At 33.0% G+C, this 19440-nt stretch carries 19 protein-coding genes and 4 pseudogenes; 4 read left to right on the top strand and 19 right to left on the bottom strand.

The window, feature by feature from the left end:
• The 14 genes and pseudogenes from CCC31_RS00180 to CCC31_RS00115 form a co-directional block, all read right to left on the bottom strand.
• The coding region (locus tag CCC31_RS00180) for a hypothetical protein (RefSeq protein ID WP_290848868.1) at nucleotides 1–1003 on the bottom strand (1003 nt) is incomplete at its 3' end.
• Nucleotides 1004–1058: 55 nt separating this feature from the next.
• The gene (locus CCC31_RS00175; RefSeq protein WP_144123830.1) at nucleotides 1059–1535 is read right to left on the bottom strand and encodes a hypothetical protein; all 477 of its coding nucleotides are present in this window, start codon (nucleotides 1533–1535) and stop codon (nucleotides 1059–1061) included.
• Between the two features lie 344 nt (nucleotides 1536–1879).
• Entirely contained in the window at nucleotides 1880–2716 is an 837-nt protein-coding gene (locus CCC31_RS00170; protein ID WP_105309820.1) for a hypothetical protein, read from the bottom strand.
• A gap of 19 nt (nucleotides 2717–2735) precedes the next feature.
• Entirely contained in the window at nucleotides 2736–3374 is a 639-nt protein-coding gene (locus CCC31_RS00165) for an iron dependent repressor, metal binding and dimerization domain protein (protein WP_290848867.1), read from the bottom strand.
• 217 nt (nucleotides 3375–3591) lie between these two features.
• The gene (locus CCC31_RS00160) at nucleotides 3592–3972 is read right to left on the bottom strand and encodes a hypothetical protein (protein WP_144123828.1); all 381 of its coding nucleotides are present in this window, start codon (nucleotides 3970–3972) and stop codon (nucleotides 3592–3594) included.
• 65 nt (nucleotides 3973–4037) lie between these two features.
• Entirely contained in the window at nucleotides 4038–4850 is an 813-nt protein-coding gene (gene srtB, locus CCC31_RS00155; RefSeq protein ID WP_290848866.1) for a class B sortase, read from the bottom strand.
• A 349-nt stretch (nucleotides 4851–5199) separates the two neighbouring features.
• Nucleotides 5200–6519: a HAMP domain-containing sensor histidine kinase gene (locus tag CCC31_RS00150; RefSeq protein ID WP_005340224.1), complete on the bottom strand. Its 1320-nt coding sequence runs from the start codon at nucleotides 6517–6519 to the stop codon at nucleotides 5200–5202.
• Complete coding sequence (locus CCC31_RS00145) at nucleotides 6516–7169, bottom strand: response regulator transcription factor (protein ID WP_290848865.1); 654 nt, start codon at nucleotides 7167–7169, stop codon at nucleotides 6516–6518. The genes CCC31_RS00150 and CCC31_RS00145 overlap by 4 nt, the downstream gene beginning before the upstream one ends.
• A 96-nt stretch (nucleotides 7170–7265) precedes the next feature.
• Nucleotides 7266–8642: an ABC transporter permease gene (locus tag CCC31_RS00140; RefSeq protein ID WP_290848864.1), complete on the bottom strand. Its 1377-nt coding sequence runs from the start codon at nucleotides 8640–8642 to the stop codon at nucleotides 7266–7268.
• A complete protein-coding gene (locus tag CCC31_RS00135) occupies nucleotides 8642–9298 on the bottom strand; it encodes an ABC transporter ATP-binding protein (protein ID WP_105309294.1) in 657 nt (218 codons plus the stop codon). The genes CCC31_RS00140 and CCC31_RS00135 overlap by 1 nt, the downstream gene beginning before the upstream one ends.
• A 9-nt stretch (nucleotides 9299–9307) precedes the next feature.
• Nucleotides 9308–10586 (bottom strand): annotated as a pseudogene (locus CCC31_RS00130) (ABC transporter permease).
• Between the two features lie 8 nt (nucleotides 10587–10594).
• Nucleotides 10595–11488: a 4Fe-4S binding protein gene (locus CCC31_RS00125; protein WP_290848863.1), complete on the bottom strand. Its 894-nt coding sequence runs from the start codon at nucleotides 11486–11488 to the stop codon at nucleotides 10595–10597.
• A complete protein-coding gene (locus CCC31_RS12645) occupies nucleotides 11481–11570 on the bottom strand; it encodes a CD1871A family CXXC motif-containing protein (RefSeq protein WP_258143362.1) in 90 nt (29 codons plus the stop codon). Before CCC31_RS12645 ends, CCC31_RS00125 begins: the two co-directional genes overlap by 8 nt.
• A gap of 84 nt (nucleotides 11571–11654) precedes the next feature.
• The gene (locus tag CCC31_RS00115; RefSeq protein ID WP_105309297.1) at nucleotides 11655–12812 is read right to left on the bottom strand and encodes a TlpA disulfide reductase family protein; all 1158 of its coding nucleotides are present in this window, start codon (nucleotides 12810–12812) and stop codon (nucleotides 11655–11657) included.
• A 322-nt stretch (nucleotides 12813–13134) separates the two neighbouring features.
• Here CCC31_RS00115 and CCC31_RS12640 point away from each other — a divergent pair.
• Nucleotides 13135–13311: pseudogene (locus CCC31_RS12640) on the top strand (plasmid mobilization relaxosome protein MobC); the annotation flags it as partial.
• On the opposite strand, the pseudogene CCC31_RS00110 reads toward CCC31_RS12640, so the two are convergent.
• From CCC31_RS00110 to CCC31_RS00090, 5 genes and pseudogenes are all read right to left on the bottom strand, one after another.
• Nucleotides 13286–13366: pseudogene (locus tag CCC31_RS00110) on the bottom strand (DNA-binding protein); the annotation flags it as partial. The pseudogenes CCC31_RS12640 and CCC31_RS00110 overlap by 26 nt on opposite strands.
• Nucleotides 13367–13629: 263 nt before the next feature.
• On the bottom strand, nucleotides 13630–13983 hold the full coding sequence (locus CCC31_RS00105; RefSeq protein ID WP_330406757.1) for a GHKL domain-containing protein: 354 nt from the start codon (nucleotides 13981–13983) through the stop codon (nucleotides 13630–13632).
• Nucleotides 13984–14068: 85 nt separating this feature from the next.
• Nucleotides 14069–14680: an iron-containing alcohol dehydrogenase gene (locus CCC31_RS00100; RefSeq protein WP_363347034.1), complete on the bottom strand. Its 612-nt coding sequence runs from the start codon at nucleotides 14678–14680 to the stop codon at nucleotides 14069–14071.
• 29 nt (nucleotides 14681–14709) lie between these two features.
• Nucleotides 14710–15576 carry a metallophosphoesterase gene (locus tag CCC31_RS00095; protein ID WP_290848862.1) on the bottom strand — a complete coding sequence of 289 codons (867 nt, stop codon included), beginning with the start codon at nucleotides 15574–15576 and terminating at the stop codon, nucleotides 14710–14712.
• A gap of 25 nt (nucleotides 15577–15601) precedes the next feature.
• Nucleotides 15602–15934, bottom strand: coding sequence for a GntR family transcriptional regulator (locus CCC31_RS00090; RefSeq protein WP_081472156.1), 333 nt, complete (start codon nucleotides 15932–15934; stop codon nucleotides 15602–15604).
• A 251-nt stretch (nucleotides 15935–16185) separates the two neighbouring features.
• Here CCC31_RS00090 and CCC31_RS00085 point away from each other — a divergent pair, with 251 nt between their 5' ends.
• The 3 genes and pseudogenes from CCC31_RS00085 to CCC31_RS00075 form a co-directional block, all read left to right on the top strand.
• Nucleotides 16186–16935, top strand: a complete 750-nt coding sequence (locus CCC31_RS00085) for an ABC transporter ATP-binding protein (protein ID WP_005340256.1) — start codon at nucleotides 16186–16188, stop codon at nucleotides 16933–16935.
• Nucleotides 16936–16948: 13 nt separating this feature from the next.
• Entirely contained in the window at nucleotides 16949–18955 is a 2007-nt protein-coding gene (locus tag CCC31_RS00080; RefSeq protein WP_290848861.1) for an ABC transporter permease, read from the top strand.
• Nucleotides 18956–19067: 112 nt separating this feature from the next.
• Nucleotides 19068–19440: pseudogene (locus CCC31_RS00075) on the top strand (ATP-binding protein); the annotation flags it as partial.

Genomic DNA, 19440 nt, shown 5'->3' with positions numbered 1-19440 from the left:
CTGAGTCATCAGAAAATACTATATGTATTTCTCTACCAAATACTGCTTCTTTTACACTATTATAAGGAATTTCAACTGTACCATCTTTTACTTCAAGTTCATTCCACTTTGAAATTCCCCGGTATCTTTCGCAGAAGCCACCAGCGCCTTTTATTTCAGAAATCCCATTAATATAGATTTTCTGAATATTAACATCGCCATTTGTTTTCAATTTAACAGTAGCTGTTCCGTCGCTTGCTGTTACTTCTCCATCTAAAAGACCACTTAATTTTTGTCCATCACCTTCAAAATTATAGTTGTCATATTTTCTATGCGAAACAAAATCAAATTTCACCCCACCATCTTTATAGTTTTCAATGCTTTCTGGTAATTCAATTATATCAGACGTATCGAAACCCAGCTTACTGCTAATCAGATCAGATGAAGAACGATCCGTTCTCCAATCACTTGCAAACGAACCTTCTGTATACTCTATTTGAGCCGTATATAAAAAATCTTTCAAATTATCAACTTCAAACGTCAGATACTTATTATCAGAATAATCATTTCCACTAACAGTAATTTCATCTGGCGAATAACATTTTTCATCATTTGCTGTATCCAGCCAGCCAGTTTCAATCATCTTATCACGATAAGGATACTCATCCAATCCATAAGATGCACATTTAATATCCGCAAGAGCTGTATCATCTTTGAATGTTCCTTGCTTATATATTTGAAATGTAACCATTTTATCATAATTATTTGCCTGAATCATCACCTTATATTTTCCAGATTCTTCAGGTGTGACAATCGCACAGTTACTACCATAATGTAATGCCGTCTGTAAATTTGCCTTCGTTTCAGTACCATCTTCACTATAATTTTTGATAGGTACTACATAACTATGACCTGTTTTCATGTCATACGTTTCGCTTCGTTGTGCATAGGCTATTCCTGCTCCTGCACTCACAACACATAGAAGTGTCAACATGCTTAATATTATTTTTTTTAGCTTTTTCATAAATCCAAAAAAGTGAGGTGAGGCACGATGCCTCGCCTCACTTTTACCTCCTACTTTATTCTGCTGCTGTTAAAGAGTTGATTTTAAGATATCCTGTCTTTGCACTATGTGAACCAAGAACAGATACTGTAAATGTTCCTTCGATTGCATTTCCTACTGAAATCTTAGACGCATCTAATCCAGAAACTATATAATCATAAGAGCCTTCCTTAACTTCTTTTCCTGCAATTCCGTCTAAAGTCATACCAGTCAAAGCACCTTTAATTCCAATATAGGTAAACTGATGTGTATATAATGTCAAATCAGCAGTTCCATCTGTATAAACTACCACTTTAGCAGGATTATCAATTCCTTTATTTCCCATAGATGTAGATGAGCACGCCGCATCTTTATACAAAGTTACATTTGCTTCATATTTTGCCGAAACTGTTTTTGTATCAGATGTACCATCTGCCGCAAATGCTGTAACTCCCATTGCCAGCATCATTGTTGCCGCTAAAAGCACAGCAACTAATTTCTTGATCTTTCTCATAACTGTAATCCTCCTTTTCGTTTTTTGGCATTAGCTTTTTTGCTAATAAATTTTTAGTTATGATACTTAGAGTTCCGTGAGAATCATTCCGGTTACCCACGTCTAACTTCTTGTCCAAAAGATACCACAATTTGCCATTCAATGTCAACGCTATTTTCTCATGTTTTTGTTGTCTGAATTGCAACAAAATCACCGTTTTTCTTTTCGTTTTTGTTGTTATTCAGGCAACAACAGACGTAAAAGCGCCGTTATTGATAGTGTTTTATCAATAACGGCGCTTTATTGAAATTATTTACTATTTTGTTACATGTTGTGTGTAAATGATAATTTTTCTCATTTCTCATTTATACCCAAAAACATAATAATGCAGTGCTTTCCGGCATGTGAACCGGTCCTACACTACAGGTTACGGTAACTGGTACAATTCCCATTGTGCCGATTCCCGTCCATCGGTGGATTCTGCACGCTTCCATCGGGATTTTCACGATGTTATCTTCTATATCTGCTTCTTCAAGGACTTCATTATGCTCATACTTCAATGTTTTCAGTTTTCCAGCCATCATTTCACCACTCACTCTGGAGTGTGCTACCATCTCTTTCAGCTTTAATTCCAGATAGCTTTCTCCATTCTCCTGAACAATTTCGGCTATTTCTTCAAATCCTCTCATCGCCATAGAGTCTCTTCCCTGCCCCTGCTTTTTATTCATCCGGTAAAGCCGGAACACTACCGGATGCCTTTCACATTTCTGCAGATTGTGCTGTATCTCCTGATCCAGTTCATTCTCTTTTTTCTTGTATACGGATTTTTTCTCTGCATAGGCGTTAATCATCAGTTCCAGCATGTGGATGTCGATATTCTCCACCATAACATCCAGTGATTCCTCGATTTCTTCCGGTTTTGCACCGATTTCTTCCAGATATTTTTCAAGATTCTCATACAGGTTGGAATATCGTTCCAGCCATTCTTCTCCTGCAGGAGTAAATTCCAGTGATTCTGTCAGAATTCCTCTTTCTATGCAGTTCTTAAAATAGCGGTTCACCGTTGAACGGTTCACGCCATAATATTCTGCGATACTTCCCTGAGCTCCACGTTTCTTTTCTACTTTTGACAGGCCTTGTAAATATTGCAGTTGCAGCATTGTAGGTCTGTTCTGTCTCTTTAGATGTTCACCTTTTTCCATTTTCTTTGTCCTCTCTTCGTCACCATACATGAATATTCAATTCCCGATAATCGATTGGCAATGGCTTCTGTTCAAAACGGGTAATCGCAATAATTGCCACTGCTTCTGTGACCGGAATTCCTGTATTCGCAGTATAGGTAAAGATGTCTGTCGGCAACTGATAAACACCTTTTTCTTCTTTCGCCTGTATCCATTCTTCGTCTCTTCTGTACCATACACATCCGATAGATTCATCTTTTTTTGTCTTGAGCCGGAAGCAGTTCTGGGACTTTTTCACTCTCAATATGACGGATTGTTCCAGTTTCTCATACTCTGTTGCAAGGAATCTCGGATTGCGTCGCTCCGGTTCATACAGTCCGAATGCCATCGGGAAATCGCCATCCTCATAAAAGGTATACAAGTCCATATCGTCATAAATTCGATCGTATACGTCACCGTACTGCAGAAAGTTTTCAATTCCTTTTAATCCTTCCGGACTGATATAATGTTCCACTCTACAGGCATCTTCCTGCGCCCTCTGCTGATCCATTCCGCTTACCATCTGGAAGAACTGTGTCAGTTTCTCATGGCGTGCAAGGCACTCCATCCCTTCCAGTTTTCCCTTATCGGTCAGTTCCAGATGTCCGTTTTCCGGCTCACACAAAAATCCTTTTTTCACCAGACTCCGCACCAGGCCTGCCGCTTCATATCCGGTTATGTTCACTTCTCTGGCATACTCTTTCGATGTGATCTGTCTGCCCTGCCTCCATGTCCGATAGACATATTCCAGAAGATCTTCTTCCAGTTCGCCTCTGGCTTTTGTCACATCAATATTTCTGTTTTCAGTCCTTCTTCCCATGTTACCTTTCCTACCTGTCTTTTTTAATATTCATCCGCTACACGATATCCGGTATTTTCTGCAAAAGCCTTCCATCCAGTAAGCATATCGTTTTTTTCTTAGAGCCTTTCTTTTTCTCTGCGACAAACCCCAGATTACAGGTGAAGTGTATTTCACCCAACCACTGCTGTTCGTACTCTATGTGAAATGCTGTGGCAGGAATTTTGATGCTGTGATCATTTACTTCTGCCTTCTTCCAGATTCCATGCATGTTCTGATACCAGATTGTCCTGTCATCCTCATTTTCCGGATGCTCCGTTAGTTCCAACCAAATCTCCCAAGGCTCTATGTACAGCCAGCCATCTCTTTCAAACCACATATCTTCGATGGCTGCCTTTCTCTCTTTTCCAATCTCTGTGGTGTAAAAGGAATACCACATCTGAAAAATCGTCCGCAAAATATCTTTTTATTTCTTTTTTCACATACTTTTGGATATTTTCATAGTTAATTTCCTTTTTCCTTTAATTTTGATTCATCCGTAGTCTGTGCGTCAACGCAGACTGCATGGATGGCAAGTCGCTTGCTGTATCCGTTCCCTGTACAGGTAGAAAGTGTCAGTATCTTGTTACTGATCTGCGGCTTTATTCCTGTATCAACATCGGAATCTTTTATCATCTGGTCGATAAATTTCTGGTATTCTTCGCCCGGCTGGTATCCTACTTTGTACACATCGCCGCCATTGACTGCATCTTCATAAGAGAAGATTCGATAACGGTAGGCGGTTGTCTCAGAATATACGGTGAAGTATTGATTTTCATTCCAGAAACCGTCATCCTTATATTTTTTCAGGCTTCCGAACATACTTCCGTCTCTCATATTGTGACCGTAAATAATGTTGTAATAATCCGAAAAATCAGATTTGTTAAGACCTTCCAAAAAGATACACCCTGCGATGTGGCTGTTGCCATGCAGGTCGGTTCTCAGATATTTCTGATTGTCACCTGAATACAGAATCGGATAATTGATGCCAAGTTCGTCCTGATTATCAAACCGTATCCATCCGATGACATCTGGATTCTCGGCTTTCAGCTTGTCAAATTCTACTTTTACATCTGTAGCCCACCAGTCTTTTTTCTTCTGCTTTCCATCATCTGGTTCGGACTCATCATTTACATACTCCTCGGCAAGTTTGTCATAATCTCTGGCGGATTTCCATCGGTCGATGTATGGGGGCAGGATATGCATAAGTGCTACCCCGATCAAAACCACTGCCATAATGATCCATATCAGCCATCGGTATGAAGTTTTTTTCTTCATGTTGTCTCTCCCATTTTTCCTGTTAGTTCTCTCGAACCACTATCGTCATTATGGAATGTGTGCTTGGAATTGTCAATCTTTTTCTTCTGGCGTATTGCTTTTGGATGTATGTGAATATTTCTTGTTGGTTCATGTGGGATCCCTTCTTTTTCTCATAATAAATGGATGACCTCTGCCATCCATTATCATTTATTATAACTTATACAGGCTTAGCCTCTTGGCTGCATAAAAATGCGTAACAGACAAAATCTGTTACGCAATGAAAGTCTAACTTTTTGGGGTCAGCTCAACTTCCATGGCTAATAATAAATCTCTATATTTCAATAACTATTGCAAAATTATATCTTGTTTAAGAAAATATTTTAATTTTAAAGATAAAAAATTCTTCATCCTGCAATGCTTTATATTCTATATTGTAATTATTCAGAATATTACTTACAATATATAAACCTAATCCATTACTATTTTCCTTATTTAAATCAAATTTAACATCAAATATTTTATCCATATTCGAAATTTTATTGTTACCGTATGAATTCTCTATATATAACCAATCATTAACTATCCCAATATTAATTACCCCATTTACATCAGTATATTTTACCGCGTTACTAATCAAATTAGATAGAATAATCTTTAAAGCTGTTTTTCCTATATAAATATTCTCATCTAATATATAATTATTGACAGTTATTTTCTTTTGATTTGCTAATATTTCATACCTTTTTAATATGTCTTCTAATGCATCATTTATTTTCAAATATTCTTCATCATTATTCAAATTTTCTATAGAATGAACTGATAATATTTGAGAAATATTTTTTGTTAAACTATCAACGAGTTCAATACATTCATTAATATAAATATCTCTTTCTTTATATTTTCCAATATTGTATTTCATGTTTTCCAGTATTATTTTAAGACTAGCAAGAGGAGTTTTAAGTTCATGGGATGCACCTTTAAAAAAGTCATATTTTATCTTTTCTAATTTTAAAATTTCTTTATTTTTAAATTCCAAATCGTCAATTGTTCTTAATAAAGTAGAATACAAATCATTAATTTGTTGTTTTAATTCTCCAACTTCATCATTAGAGCTAACTTTTAAACGCGTTTTCTTATCAAGTTTCATCATTTTATCAGTAACAATTTTTATTTCTTGTATATTATTTTTTATTGATTTTGCATAAATTAAAGAAATAATAGCAGAAAATAAAATTGATATTAATAAAGAATAGGGTAAAAATTTAAGGCTTAAATCTTTCGCATCTTTTTGCATATCAGCTGTAGAAACAAATTGTAGATTTGTTTTTTTACCATCATTAAGCTTTATTTCTCTTTCTTCAATTATCAAAGAATTACTATCACTTTCTAAATTAACATTTATATTATCTTTGATTTGTATTTCATTCTTATTATTTTTTTCTTTTATAAATGCTTTTATTTCACCACTCTTAGAATAAAGCTCCAAAGTTTGTTCTATATATTTTATTTCTTTTCCATTCATATTACTAGAAATTTCATTTGCCATATTATGAATCTTTTCTTTTCTCGTCTCCAAATATGTTTTAGGAAAGATAAAAAAAACTAATGAATGAACTAATATAATTATTATTCCAAGAACAGAAAATATTTGTATGAACATTTTTGGAAATATCTTTAATTTTTTCATTTTCTCTCCAATTTATATCCTACATTTCTTATAGTAGTTATACAGTCTAATTGTAATTTTTTTCTGAGTTCTTTTATATATACATCTATTACTCGATCATAAGGAGGTTCTTCGCTATCTTTCCATACATAATCAATAATTTGCATTCTTGTTAACACTTGTCCGTTATTATCCAATAAACATTTTAATACTTCTAGTTCTTTTGCATTTACATCTATTTCTTCACCATTTATTTTAGCTGTATAGCTATTAAAATTAACCGATAGATCCTTATATTCAAACTTCTCTATATGTCCATAATTCTTCTTAATTAAAGAATCTATTCTAGCCTTTAAGACCGGCAATGAAAATGGCTTTTCTACATATCCGTCTACCAAATTAGTAAATGCATCAATTTTATATTCTTCATCACTAAATGCAGTCAAGATAAGAATTGGTAAATTGCTTTTCTTTCTAATTTCTTTCAACACTTCTAAACCATTTATAAAAGGTATCTGAATGTCTAAGATAACCAAATTTATATCGCTATTAAATTTTGACAAGGCTTCTCTTCCATCTTTAGCTTGAATAACAGTATATCCAAATTCTGAAAGATATTCACTTATTCCCTCTCTTATCATATTATCATCTTCAACAGTTAATATTTTCATATATCCTCCACTTAAGCCTATATACTTATATTATACAGCATATTATTTAATATTTAAAATCCAAAAAATTTTTGGTGCTAAAAAGCACCAAAAATTTTAATTATTGTCAATTAATAATTCTTTTGGATTCCTTCTTAATATATTGAATGAAGAAATAATCAATGATACAAGAAGTACTAAACTCATAAATATAACTACATAAATTATGAATTTAGGCAATACATTTATATCTAAACTTGATAATGTCTTGTTAAATCCTTCAGCTTCTGCCCCACCCCCTAATTGGCTAGATACAGATTGTCTAGCTATTTGTTTAGCTATATCGCCAGTAACCTTATTCAATATATGATTTCCAAGCTTATCAGCTGTATATTGGGCTAAGAAATAAGAACCAACGAATGCGGGGATTGATATAAATACCATCTCAATTAGGAATTGACCAAAAATTTCTAATTTTGATATACCTAATGATAGTAATACTGCTATTTCTTTCTTTCTAGCATTCATCCATAAGAATAATAATAATGAAACTACAACTCCTGCAAATATTAATGAGCCAACAAATAATTTATTTGAAATTGAGTAGATACCTGATATAGATTGTTGTAATGCAGGGTAATTTGATGAACTTTTAATCAAATTATATTCTCTCCAATTTATATCTAATTTCCCAAGATCTTTTATTACACTATCAAGATTCTTATCACCTTTTACAAAGAATGTTGCATCTTGGTATACAGCTGTATCTTCTGTATTACCATAAACTTTAGCAGCTGTATGAACATCAGTGATTAATGTATTTTCGTATAGTTCTTGTGCTGCACTTACTCCACCGCTATTATGCCCATCGAATAGACCTTTAATTTCTACTTCTACTGTTTCATCTGCACCTTTCTCATTATCAGCATCAAATAAATTAGATTTTATTTTTATCTTATCTCCAACTTTAAGATTATTTTTTTCAGCTAAATCTTTATGCATTAAGATTTTATTTTTATCTTCATTTTCTAAATGCTTTCCTTCTACTAATTTATATGCTCCTGATACAAATTTTGTTTCTTTTGATGAGTCGTTAACCCCAGTTAACATAACTGTTCTTTTAAAATTCTTCGCTCTTTCAGGTGATTGATTCGCAAGAGTCTCTTGAGTTTCAATAATATCATAATCAACTAAATCTGCAACACTGTTTATTCTTTTTACATAGGAGTCTATACTATCTGTTTGAGATATCTTTTTAATATCTTCACCTTTTACATTTCCCCCACCTCTTGGTGTTCCTGGATTTACTTGTCTATTTATCTCCATAGAAAAACTATTTGTTATATTAGCAAAAGTTTCTTTTGAAGCTCTGTCCGTAGCATCTTTAATAGATAAACTAATGAGACTTAAAGTTGACATAGATAAAATAACTAATATAATAATTAATGATTTTAAGCTTTTTCTAGTTACATAAGCAAATGCATTTTTTATCATTATTCAACCTCCAAATTCATTTTATTTACTTTTTTCAACTTTTTACCACTTAGTTCTAAAATGATATCCGCAGAATCTGCTACTTCCTTACTATGTGTTACAACTATTATACATTTATTTCTATCTTTAGCTAATGTCTTTAATATATTAATTATTTCTCCAGCAGTAACACTGTCTAGATTACCAGTAGGCTCATCAGCTAGTATTATTGGAGCATCTGATACCAATGCTCTAGCAATAGCTACTCTTTGTTGCTGTCCACCAGATAATTTCATAACATTTCTTTTTATTTGTTTTTTATCTAAACCTAATTCAAACAAGATACTTTCATCTGCTGATTTATTTACTAATCGAATATTTTCAATTGGTGATAAATAATCTATTAAATTATAGTTTTGAAATACTAAAGATATATTATTTTTTCTATGATTACTATATCCTTTCTTTTGTATATCTTCATTCTTAAACAATATTTTTCCTGTTTGAGGTTTATCAAGTCCAGCAAGTAAGGCAAGAAGTGTAGATTTTCCTGCTCCTGACTTTCCTACTATCGCATAAAACTTCCCAAGTTCAAATTTTTGATTTACTCCTGACAAAACTTTTTCTTTAGAATTTGCATAACTATATGCTACATTCTTTATTTCTAATATATCCATTATTTTCTCCTAACTTATTTTTGATAATATTTCTTTAGGCTTCTTGATTAATATTAATGAAGAAGCAAATACAACTGATAAAACAATAATACTTATTAATATTAAATAACTTTGTCCAAGTGTTGTTATATTTAACGTAAAACTACTATTATTTATTAAACTTCCACCGGAAATCATTGAGTCCTCTGAGTTAACGAATCCATCTACAATTACTTTTAGTAATACATTTCCTAAAAATAAGGAAGATATTATACTTGGTATCGATATGAATATTAACTCGAATATAAATTGCATTATAATTTGTATCTTAGATGTTCCAATAGATAAAAATATACCTATTTCATAAATTCTTTCTCTTAACCATAGAATCAAGATTAATGAAAGAACAACCATCCCACCTAACATAATAGAATAAGTCATTATTTTTATTATATGTTTTATTCCACTCACTGACTCTAAAGACTCTTCAAACGCATTCGAATCTTTTTCAACAAAATACTTTGACTCATCAATTTTAAGCTCTTTCAATTTGTTTAAGGCTAAGTCTGTAGATTCTGCACTACCAGAATACATTAAAATTTTATTTGCGATTTTATTATTTTCTGATTTATTTAATATCTCTTGGCTTGTTGAATAATCTACAAACACCATATTTTCACTAAAATCAGAAGATAATCCTGTATATGTTTCCTGTTTTTTACCAGAAAAGATCCCTATAATTTTAAATTTATGACTTTTTATTTTTCCACTTTTTTCAATATCTAGTAATTCAAGATCGACTTCATCACCTAATTTTAGATTGTTTTGTTTAGCAAATTCTTCATGAACAATAATTGAATTCTTATCATTTTCTCCTATATTTTTACCTTCTTTCATTGTAAATACTCCACTACTAAATAAAATATTTCTTTTAGTATTATTTGTAGCTTCGAGTGAAACAACATTCTTAAATTCGTCAGATAAATCTTCTCTATTTATTCTTTGTTCTCCGCTAACTACTTTAGCATCTTTTAGTTTTGCTAATCCATCATATTGAATTATTTTTTCTTCAATTTCTTTTAATTTCTCAATATCTTTAAATTGATTAACATTAAAATATTTACCATCTTTTTTTTGTTATTGATATTGAAGAATTAGAACTTTCATATAAAGCCTTTTCTATTTCATTGCTTGATTTCATTATTGTTAAACAAGAATACAAGCAAGAAAGAACTATAGTTAATATGATAAAAATTATTAAAGTTCTATTTCTCTTTCTTGTAATATATGCTATAGCATTTTTTATCACTTTCCTAACTACTCCTCTCTTACTCCATAACTAATTGCATCCACTGGACAAGCATTTTTACATCGTCCACATCTGATACACTCCAGATGATTGCAATTCTCAACTGGATCTATATTCATTTGGCAAACTTTTTTACATTTTCCACAATTAATACACTTATCCTTATCCAATCTATATCTAAATATTGAAATAGGGTTAAAAATTGAGTAAATAGCTCCAAGTGGACATATATATTTACAAAAAGGTCTATATATAATTATAGAAAGTAACAAAGTAACTATTAGAATGATTCCTTTCCAATAATACAAGAAACCTATCGCACTTCTCATACTTTTATTTAATAAAACAAGTGGTAATCCTCCTTCCAGCATACCAATCGGACAAATAAGTTTACAAAAATACGGAGAACCCTGACCTAAAATATCAACCAAAAATAAAGGTAATATTATTACAAATACAAGTAATATTATGTATTTCAATTTTCTCAAATGTTTATCAAACTTAAATGTTTCAACTTTTTTAAAAAAGGGAATCTTGTGTAGCAAATCTTGAATCAATCCAAATGGACACAGCCATCCACAAACAAATCTTCCCACCAATGCTCCTATAAAAAACAAAATCCCAACTATATAATAACTAATCTTATATTTTGAATTTCCAATTACTGCCTGTAGTGATCCTATTGGACAAGAACCTTTTGCTCCCGGGCATGAATAACAATTCATACCTGGAACACAAATTTTCTTTAAATTCCCACCGTAGATTTTACCAGTCTTAAACCCTTCAAAGTAAGAATTAGTAATTAAAAACCAAACGAATTGAAATAAATGCCTAAAACGATCTCTTATTTTATATTTATCTTTTTTTGTACTACCATTTATAATATTTTTAATTCTATCCAATTCCAATACACTCCATGCAAATTCTTATCGCCTTATCCAAGACAACTTTAGTTTCTCCATTACTATGACCATAGTAAATCATCGCCATACTAATAAAGATAATTAATAAAGACAAGGCACGGCTTTTTAAAAATTTATTAACCATATACCAATCACCGCTTTACTTTTATTTATTTTTTATTTTTTCCAATTCTTTTTCAATTACCTGCTTCCATTCCTTTGCACTCTTTGCCCCAGAATAAGTATCACCTACAATATTTCCATTACTATCAACAAAGAAAGTCTCTGGCATAGCCTGTATACCATTTAATCTACCATTAAAGTTTGTCTTATCTGGCATTAAGAAAGGATATGAAGCCTTTGTCTTTTCATGTATTAACTTTGACTTTTCAATTGCTTCCTTGTTTTCACCGGTATCATCAACAGTATCTGTAACAACTCCAACGATATTTACACCCTTGCTTTTCATTTCATTCTGAACCTCAACCAAATCAGGAATTTCATTTACACAAGCTGTACACCAAGTTGCAAATACATTTACCATAGTAAGATCATACTTCTCAAAATCTTTACTTGTAAAATCCTTGCCATTTATGTCCTTTGTTGATAGTTTACGTAAATCTTTAACCGATTCTTTGTTAAATGCTTCTGTATTTTCTAAATCAGTTTTTTCTGATAGCACAAAACCATTTTCAGGACGTTCTTTTTTATCTATAATTTGAATCTCAGTTCTTTTCAATTCATCCAGAAGATTACTTTCAGCTCCGCTATTTGTGCTTAAATAGCAATCGTATTTTCCATCACTTGAAACTCCTATTTTAGTATGAGTATCACATTTTGTAATTTTAGATATTTTTTCTTCTGATGTATTTTTTTCGAATATACCAATAGTCCCAATTCTTTCAAGCTCATTTTGCCAATTTTTATATCCATCGCCCATCTTTTCTATAACTGCATTCTTTTGTTCTTCTGTCATTTTGTCAAATGTCAAAATAGCATACTTTAGTTCTTTATCTATAGGACTTTGATCATCTAACATCGCTATCTTTTTATCAGCTATATAATTTCTAAATTTGTCTGAGAGTTTAAATTTAAGTCCTAAATATTCATAAACATATTCTTTCTTTGCCTCCAATGTATAATCTGATGGCTTAAAAGTTTCATTTTTGCCATTTTCATTAATTGACATGCCTGCCTCTTCAGAACTTATGGATTGTCCTTCTTTAATTTTATTGTTTTCATTACTTTTTTGACACCCAACTGCGTTTAAGCTCAAACATGATGCAAGTAATAGGCATGCTCCTCTTGATACTATTTTTTTCATAAATTATTCCTCCTTTATTTTTTACACAATAGCAGTTTATAATTACTTTCAATAATATTCTACACACCTTTTATGAAACGTTGATGAAATATAATTTTTTATTTTTCCAAACTATTGTATAATAATATAAATATTATGCTTAAAGTTGTTCTTACACGATTAGTATATGATCGATTAGTATATGAGCAAGCACAGTAAGTGTACGGACACTTACGGAAAAATTGATGAATCACCCCTTTGGGATCTACTTCTTTTTTTATCAATTTTTAGCTTGTTAGGGAGAACCCTAAGACCCCGAATACACCTAAAGGAGGAAATACCTATGGCAAATAAAACACGAAACGAAAGACTTGAAATTAAACTAACTGAAGAAGAAAAGGCTCTTTTTGAAGAGAAAAGAAAACTTTCAAAGTGTAGAAATATGAGCCATTTTATTCGCAAATGCGTTTTGGAAAAGGAGATTTATCAGGTAGATTTAGAGCCTTTCCGGGATTTACAAGTCTTTCCATGCTGATAACCGCCTTAACAAAGTCCTTGTGATTATCATTTACCATATCAAAGCGTGTTATGGTATGGTTTTTGTCCTTGTATTTAACTTCATCACCGACAATAAAGTTCGGTCTTTCAAGACTTATTTTGTTTTATCTCTTGGATCCTTATTGTAATTTCCAACTAAAAGATAACCCTCCTTTTTTCTGACTTTGGCACTACTATAATCTAAAAAATTACAAAATTTTCATAAATGGTAAAAATGCCCCTTGAGGTGGCAAAAATAGACGAAATCGGTCGAAAAAAATAGTAAGACACCATCGCCTTACTATTTTTCATCTAGTTTCATATATAATAATATTTTCACTTGAAAGGATTTCTCCGCATGGCAGATCTCCATCTGACCATGATACTTTTCTACTACGAGTTTCACATTTTGTAATCCTATTCCATGTCCTTCTTTCCTGCTTTTCGTTGTCAGATAAATTCCATTCCGCACTTTTGATGTATCTTTTATGCTATTCTCAATCTGGATATTCATGATTCCTTTTCCATAATACATCTGAAACGATAATCTCCTTTCATCTGAAGCTACTGCCCCACGAATGGCATTATCCATAAGATTTCCCACTATTATACTTCCTTTGCTGCTCACAGAAGATGTAATTGTTGTAAGAACCATATCCGGCATCTGCTACTGGGTACTTCGGATAGAAGCCATATGTAGTATAAAACTTGTTCATTAATGGAATAAAACAATCCATGTCTTACTTATAAGATTCCTGATAAATTGTAACGCAATCTTCATTCGTAAGCTTGTACATATCGTTTTCAAAATTGATACCAAGTGTAGCTCTTGCATTCTCTGCCATTTTAGGAAATTCTTCCGGTGTGATTCTGTAATCAGACATTGTCAGTTCTGCCACATTATAATCTTCCTGTAATTTTACAAGCATCGTAATAAAGTCTTCTGGCTTACTTGCATCTTCCATTCCCATTAGTTTTGCCATTTCAATGAAACGATCATCGCAGACATGTTTATTGATAAAAAAGCTGTAAAATGCTTTTGAGATCATAATCAGACCGGCACCATGCGGAAGTTTCTCATGATACGCAGAAAGCGCATGCTCAAGAGGATGTGCGCTGACACATGTTCCAACTGTCATCTGAATACCTGACAGATAGCTTCCAAATGCTACATTACTCATTGCCCCAATATTTTCAGGTTCACGGATTGATGTAACAAGATTACGGCTTACATTCTTAATTGCCTCTGCTGCAACCATTTTGCTGAATTCATTTCTATTTGCGGAAATATATCCTTCTGTAGAGTGGAATAAAGCATCAAATCCCTGATAAGCCTTGAATGCTGACGGAATCTTTCACTATTAAATACATTTACTTACTATCATTCTGCTATAAGCTCCAATAACACGATTTCTGGACGGTTATTAAATCGAATAGGGATAATACTATTGCCAAGTCCTCTGCAAACAATCATATTTGTGTCACCTTTCGTATATAAGCCTGCATCATATTGGGGAAACAAGCCTTGATTTGGAGCAACCAAACCACCAATAAATGGTAAACGAAACTGACCACCATGTGCGTGACCGCTTAAAACTAAATCGACACCACAAATTACATAGGCTTCAAACAATTCTGGGCGATGTGAAAGCAAAATAGTGTAATTGTCTTTATCTCCGATTAATCCCCGTAATTTCGTATCAACCATAGCAGGAACTTCTCCAAACATATTCCCTTTAAGCGTAAAACTTGGGTCGGAAAGTCCGATAAGCGTAATGTCATCTCCATTATATTCTAACTGCATTGCTTTATCTTCAAGGACAACTACACCAGTATTTTCAAGTTCTGCTTTAGGCTCATCATACTGTGACAAACTGGCTTCGTGATTGCCTGTTACATAATATGTATCTGCAATTTGAACAGCTTCTTTTGCAAAATCAAGGGCAACATCAATGTCCGTGTGTTCAGCATCAACTAAATCACCCGTTACTACTATGATGTTTGGCTTACATTCTGACAGTATTTGTAACAGTTCTGCATTATTTTCTCCGAATACCGCATTGTGCAAGTCGGATACTTGAGCTATTCGAAAACCATTAAATGCAGCGGGGATGCGATTACTTGAAACAGTCACCGTACTCACCATCAAAGCTGTATTACCCCAGATAGTCCAAATAATCAAAACAAGCAAAACAGCAATTAGTGTGCATACAGAAATCAAAGTTTTTTTAGATAATCGTTTTTTCATGGTGTTCTCTGTCCTTTTCATTCTACTACTGTAAATTAGTCCGTAGTTTCAATCTCTTAGAATAGTCTTGAATAAATCTTATTGCTTCATCTTTGGAAAATCCTAATGCAAACATATTATCGAAGTAAGAACAACAAAGTACCTTTGCAGTATCCTCTCGCTTCTTTGCTATGTACTGTTCATCTGTGGTTACAGAATATTGACCGTTTCGGTATGACACAATCAATTTATCATTACTCACAATCTTATAAGCCCTCATAACAGTATTCGGATTGATATGCAGTATCTTTGCCATTTCTCGAACAGATGGGATTTTTTCGCCTGCTGAAAGTTGTCCACTATAAATCGCACACCTTATTTTTTTATAAGTTGCAAATAAATATGTTCCACATCGTGAAACACCCGTTCATCATAAATCATAGATTTTATCTCCTTTATCACACCAACAGACAATACGATTAAAAAAATTGCTTTCCAATATTTATTACCTTACCACAATGCCCTTGATTTTGAATGAGTAAATCACGCAAAAAAATTGCCTGATTTACTCATTCGCTTTTTGACCAGAAAAAGTACAATGAAACCATCAAACGAAAAGGGGATTAAAATATGGCAACATTATTAAAAGCAAATGAGGTAACAAAAATTTATGTCAAAGGGCAACGTCCAAGCCTAAATAAAGTATCTTTCAATGTAGCAGAAAGTGAATTTATCGCTATTATGGGTGCTTCTGGCTCTGGAAAGACTACATTGCTTAATGTTCTTTCCACTATTGATACCCCTACAAGTGGCAGCATTGTAATTAATGGTGTTAATTTAAAACAACTGAGCGACACAGGTGCAGCGGATTTCCGCAGGGATAATCTTGGATTTATTTTTCAGGAATACTTTTTACTTGACAGCCTTACCATCCGAGAAAACATCTCTGTTCCACTCACTTTACAAAAGCTTCCGCATAAAAAAATCGAAAAAATGGTGCGGAGTTTAGCAGAACGTTTTGGCATTGCATCTCAGTTAGACAAATATCCAAACGAGCTGTCTGGCGGGCAGAGGCAACGGGCATCGGCGGCAAGAGCCATTGTAAAACAGCCAAGTATTTTATTTGCTGATGAACCGACAGGAGCATTGGACTCAAACTCTGCTACCGAGTTATTAAAAACTTTGAAAGAAGCAAATGAAGAATTGCATACCACTATACTAATGGTCACACATGATGCATACGCTGCAAGTTTTGCTAACCGTATTCTGATTTTCAAAGACGGAAGCATTATACGCGAACTTCTTAAACAGGATGCCAATAGACGAACATTCTATGAAACCATTGCACAGGAAGTAGCCAAATTAGATACGGAAAGATAAGGGGGCAAAATTTATGAATAATTTATCAATGGCACTTAAAAATCTTAAAAAAAATTTTTCATTTTACGCCCTTTACCTGCTTTCTGTATCATTTGTAATTACTGTCTTTTTTGCATTTACTTCATTCTCAATGAATACAGTTATGCTTGAAAAGATATCTGGTAACGGGCGGGTTGAAATGATGTGTAACGTAATTTCTGTATTCCTAATGGCTTTTGTTGTTTTTTATATGTCATATTCCAACCGTTTCTTTTTACGTCGTCGAACAAAAGAACTTGGTGTTTACGCATTATTAGGATATAGAAAAACCACAGTGTTGTCATTGCTGACAACAGAGAATTTACTGGTTTGTTTTGGAGCGTTTATAGTAGGAATACTTCTCGGCAGTTTTTTTCATAAAGGCATTGTTTTTGGCATAACCAAGTTACTGGATTTATCTATCAATAATTCAAAAATACCCTTTTTCAATGTCAATGCCATTGCAAAAACAGCTTGCTTTATTTTTGCTATCGTGATTGTATTGATGCTGTCTAACAGCAGGTTTCTTTTCAAGACATCGCTTATGGGATTAGTTAGATTTGAAAAAAGTGCTGAACAAAAAATGGAATTCCATGCTGTTCCCGCCATCATTGGCTTTTGCTGCATTATTTTGGGGTATGTTCTTGCATTGGATATCCTCAGAGGAGATAAATCTGTTTGGTTTTCGATTGGTTATACCCCCATTGCCATGCTGACACTTGTACTCGTAGTTGTGGGAACAATACTTTTTATTTCATCCTTTCTTCCTTTTGTAGTACATATAAGCAAAAACAACAAACGGAAGTTTTATACAGAAACAAAAATAATTACTTCCCCAAATTTCATATACCGTATGCGTTCAAACTCTAAGACTTTAATCATGCTTACACTGTTATCCGCAGCAACGCTTACCGTCTCCAGCGTTATGGCTTTATCTTTATACTATCCAATAGCTGCTGTGTCACGTATGGCACCGTCAGAAATTGAATGTAGAATTGAAAATGAAAGCGAAATAGATGCAATCAAACAAATTGTAAATGAGCATTCGTCCAAAAATGATGTTTCATTCCTGCAAACGAATATTTATAAAGTTACATCTACTTCCGAACAAGTTCCTTTGGAATATAGTGCAGGAAGCTCTAAAGGTGATTCAGATAACGAAAAAATTCTGCGAAATGCAGGGTTTGAATGTATCTCTTATTCAAACTATATAGCTCTCTTAGAAGCGCAAGGAAAAAAAAGGGCTTTAGAACAAATTGGCGAGCTACACGATAGTGAGTGTATTTTAGTAAAATACCAACCAGCTTCAGACAATGACGAAACGGGTAATGTTTATCCTTTGCTTATAGGTAATGAAGAAATTTCTGTAACAGTCATCGCAACTACTTTAGATAATCCCATTTCATTTGCAAATAGCATTGGTACTTTGATTGTAAGTGACGACTTATATGATGTAATAGCAGAAGAAATTAGCCCCGAAACGGAAGTCCTAAGTATAAATGGGCAGTCAATCAAAGATAATGAAGCTCTGTTTCTTGATTTATCCGAATATTTAAATGATAGTCCTTATTTACAGGGAAACTCGCATAGGATACATGAGATATTTTCCCTAAGCAGTTCAACCTTCTTACTGCTTGGATTTCTTGTAATCTTGTTTTTTATCGCAACTGGAAGCATATTATATTTTAATAATCTTTCTGCCATAAGCGATTCGAAGGCTGATTATGAAATCTTAAGAAAAATGGGATACACAGACAGAACGGTGAAAAAAATAATAAAGAAGCAGACAATATCTTTTTTTAGTATTCCGTTTTTATTCGGGTTGGTAGACTGTGTCTTTGCAACATTAGTATACAGGACAGCCCTTATGCAGAACATTCTGAAAGAAAGCCTTATTCTGTATATTCCTACGTTTATCGCTATTCTGCTTACATTTATAATTTATATGATATATTACTGTATGACTGTCCATACTTGCTGTAAAACAGTTCTAAAGAAATAAAAAGCTATATGAAATCATCGAGTTTTATAGCTCGGCGATTTCGTACACTTTATTTGTTCACAGAGAGATAGTATAATTTAATGAGAAAATAGTAGTAGGAAGGAGGCAAAACATGAATCAAACAATTTTAAAGCTACTGCTTTTTATAAATTCTATTTTACTCATTGCATATATGGGGTTGACCGCTCATGCAGATTTTCATTTAAACACCAGAGGTGTCATTCCCTTATTTTTATCGTCTTTGCTGCTAATAGATGTTACTTATGTAAGTTCCTGCAACATTAGGGAAAATAAAATTATTTCCCTATTTTGTAGTTTATTAGCATTAGAAAGTTGGTATATACTCTTAGCTGCTTCGGGCAACTCCATCACAAACACTATTTTTTTCGCTTTAAGCCCGGTAATATGGTGTGTTTCCATTAAATTCATACTAATGTTTTTGTTCCAAAACAGCGGATACAAATATCAGAAATTAATTAATCTCT

Origin of the sequence: Eubacterium sp. LMAG:50 (assembly GCF_008680265.1) — a bacterium.
Classification (GTDB): domain Bacteria; phylum Bacillota; class Clostridia; order Lachnospirales; family Lachnospiraceae; genus Eubacterium_U; species Eubacterium_U album.
This window is presented reverse-complemented; position numbering and strand designations above follow the sequence as displayed.

Coding starts and splice junctions, on each gene's coding strand:
- CCC31_RS00170 (WP_105309820.1), bottom strand. CDS start 2,716: ATGGAAAAAGGTGAACATCTAAAGAGACAGAACAGACCTACAATGCTG.
- CCC31_RS12645 (WP_258143362.1), bottom strand. CDS start 11,570: ATGATTTACTATGGTCATAGTAATGGAGAAACTAAAGTTGTCTTGGAT.
- CCC31_RS00160 (WP_144123828.1), bottom strand. CDS start 3,972: ATGTGGTATTCCTTTTACACCACAGAGATTGGAAAAGAGAGAAAGGCA.
- CCC31_RS00145 (WP_290848865.1), bottom strand. CDS start 7,169: ATGAAAATATTAACTGTTGAAGATGATAATATGATAAGAGAGGGAATA.
- CCC31_RS00175 (WP_144123830.1), bottom strand. CDS start 1,535: ATGAGAAAGATCAAGAAATTAGTTGCTGTGCTTTTAGCGGCAACAATG.
- CCC31_RS00135 (WP_105309294.1), bottom strand. CDS start 9,298: ATGGATATATTAGAAATAAAGAATGTAGCATATAGTTATGCAAATTCT.
- srtB (WP_290848866.1), bottom strand. CDS start 4,850: ATGAAGAAAAAAACTTCATACCGATGGCTGATATGGATCATTATGGCA.
- CCC31_RS00080 (WP_290848861.1), top strand. CDS start 16,949: ATGAATAATTTATCAATGGCACTTAAAAATCTTAAAAAAAATTTTTCA.
- CCC31_RS00095 (WP_290848862.1), bottom strand. CDS start 15,576: ATGAAAAAACGATTATCTAAAAAAACTTTGATTTCTGTATGCACACTA.
- CCC31_RS00115 (WP_105309297.1), bottom strand. CDS start 12,812: ATGAAAAAAATAGTATCAAGAGGAGCATGCCTATTACTTGCATCATGT.
- CCC31_RS00150 (WP_005340224.1), bottom strand. CDS start 6,519: ATGAAAAAATTAAAGATATTTCCAAAAATGTTCATACAAATATTTTCT.
- CCC31_RS00105 (WP_330406757.1), bottom strand. CDS start 13,983: ATGGTTCTTACAACAATTACATCTTCTGTGAGCAGCAAAGGAAGTATA.
- CCC31_RS00140 (WP_290848864.1), bottom strand. CDS start 8,642: ATGATAAAAAATGCATTTGCTTATGTAACTAGAAAAAGCTTAAAATCA.
- CCC31_RS00085 (WP_005340256.1), top strand. CDS start 16,186: ATGGCAACATTATTAAAAGCAAATGAGGTAACAAAAATTTATGTCAAA.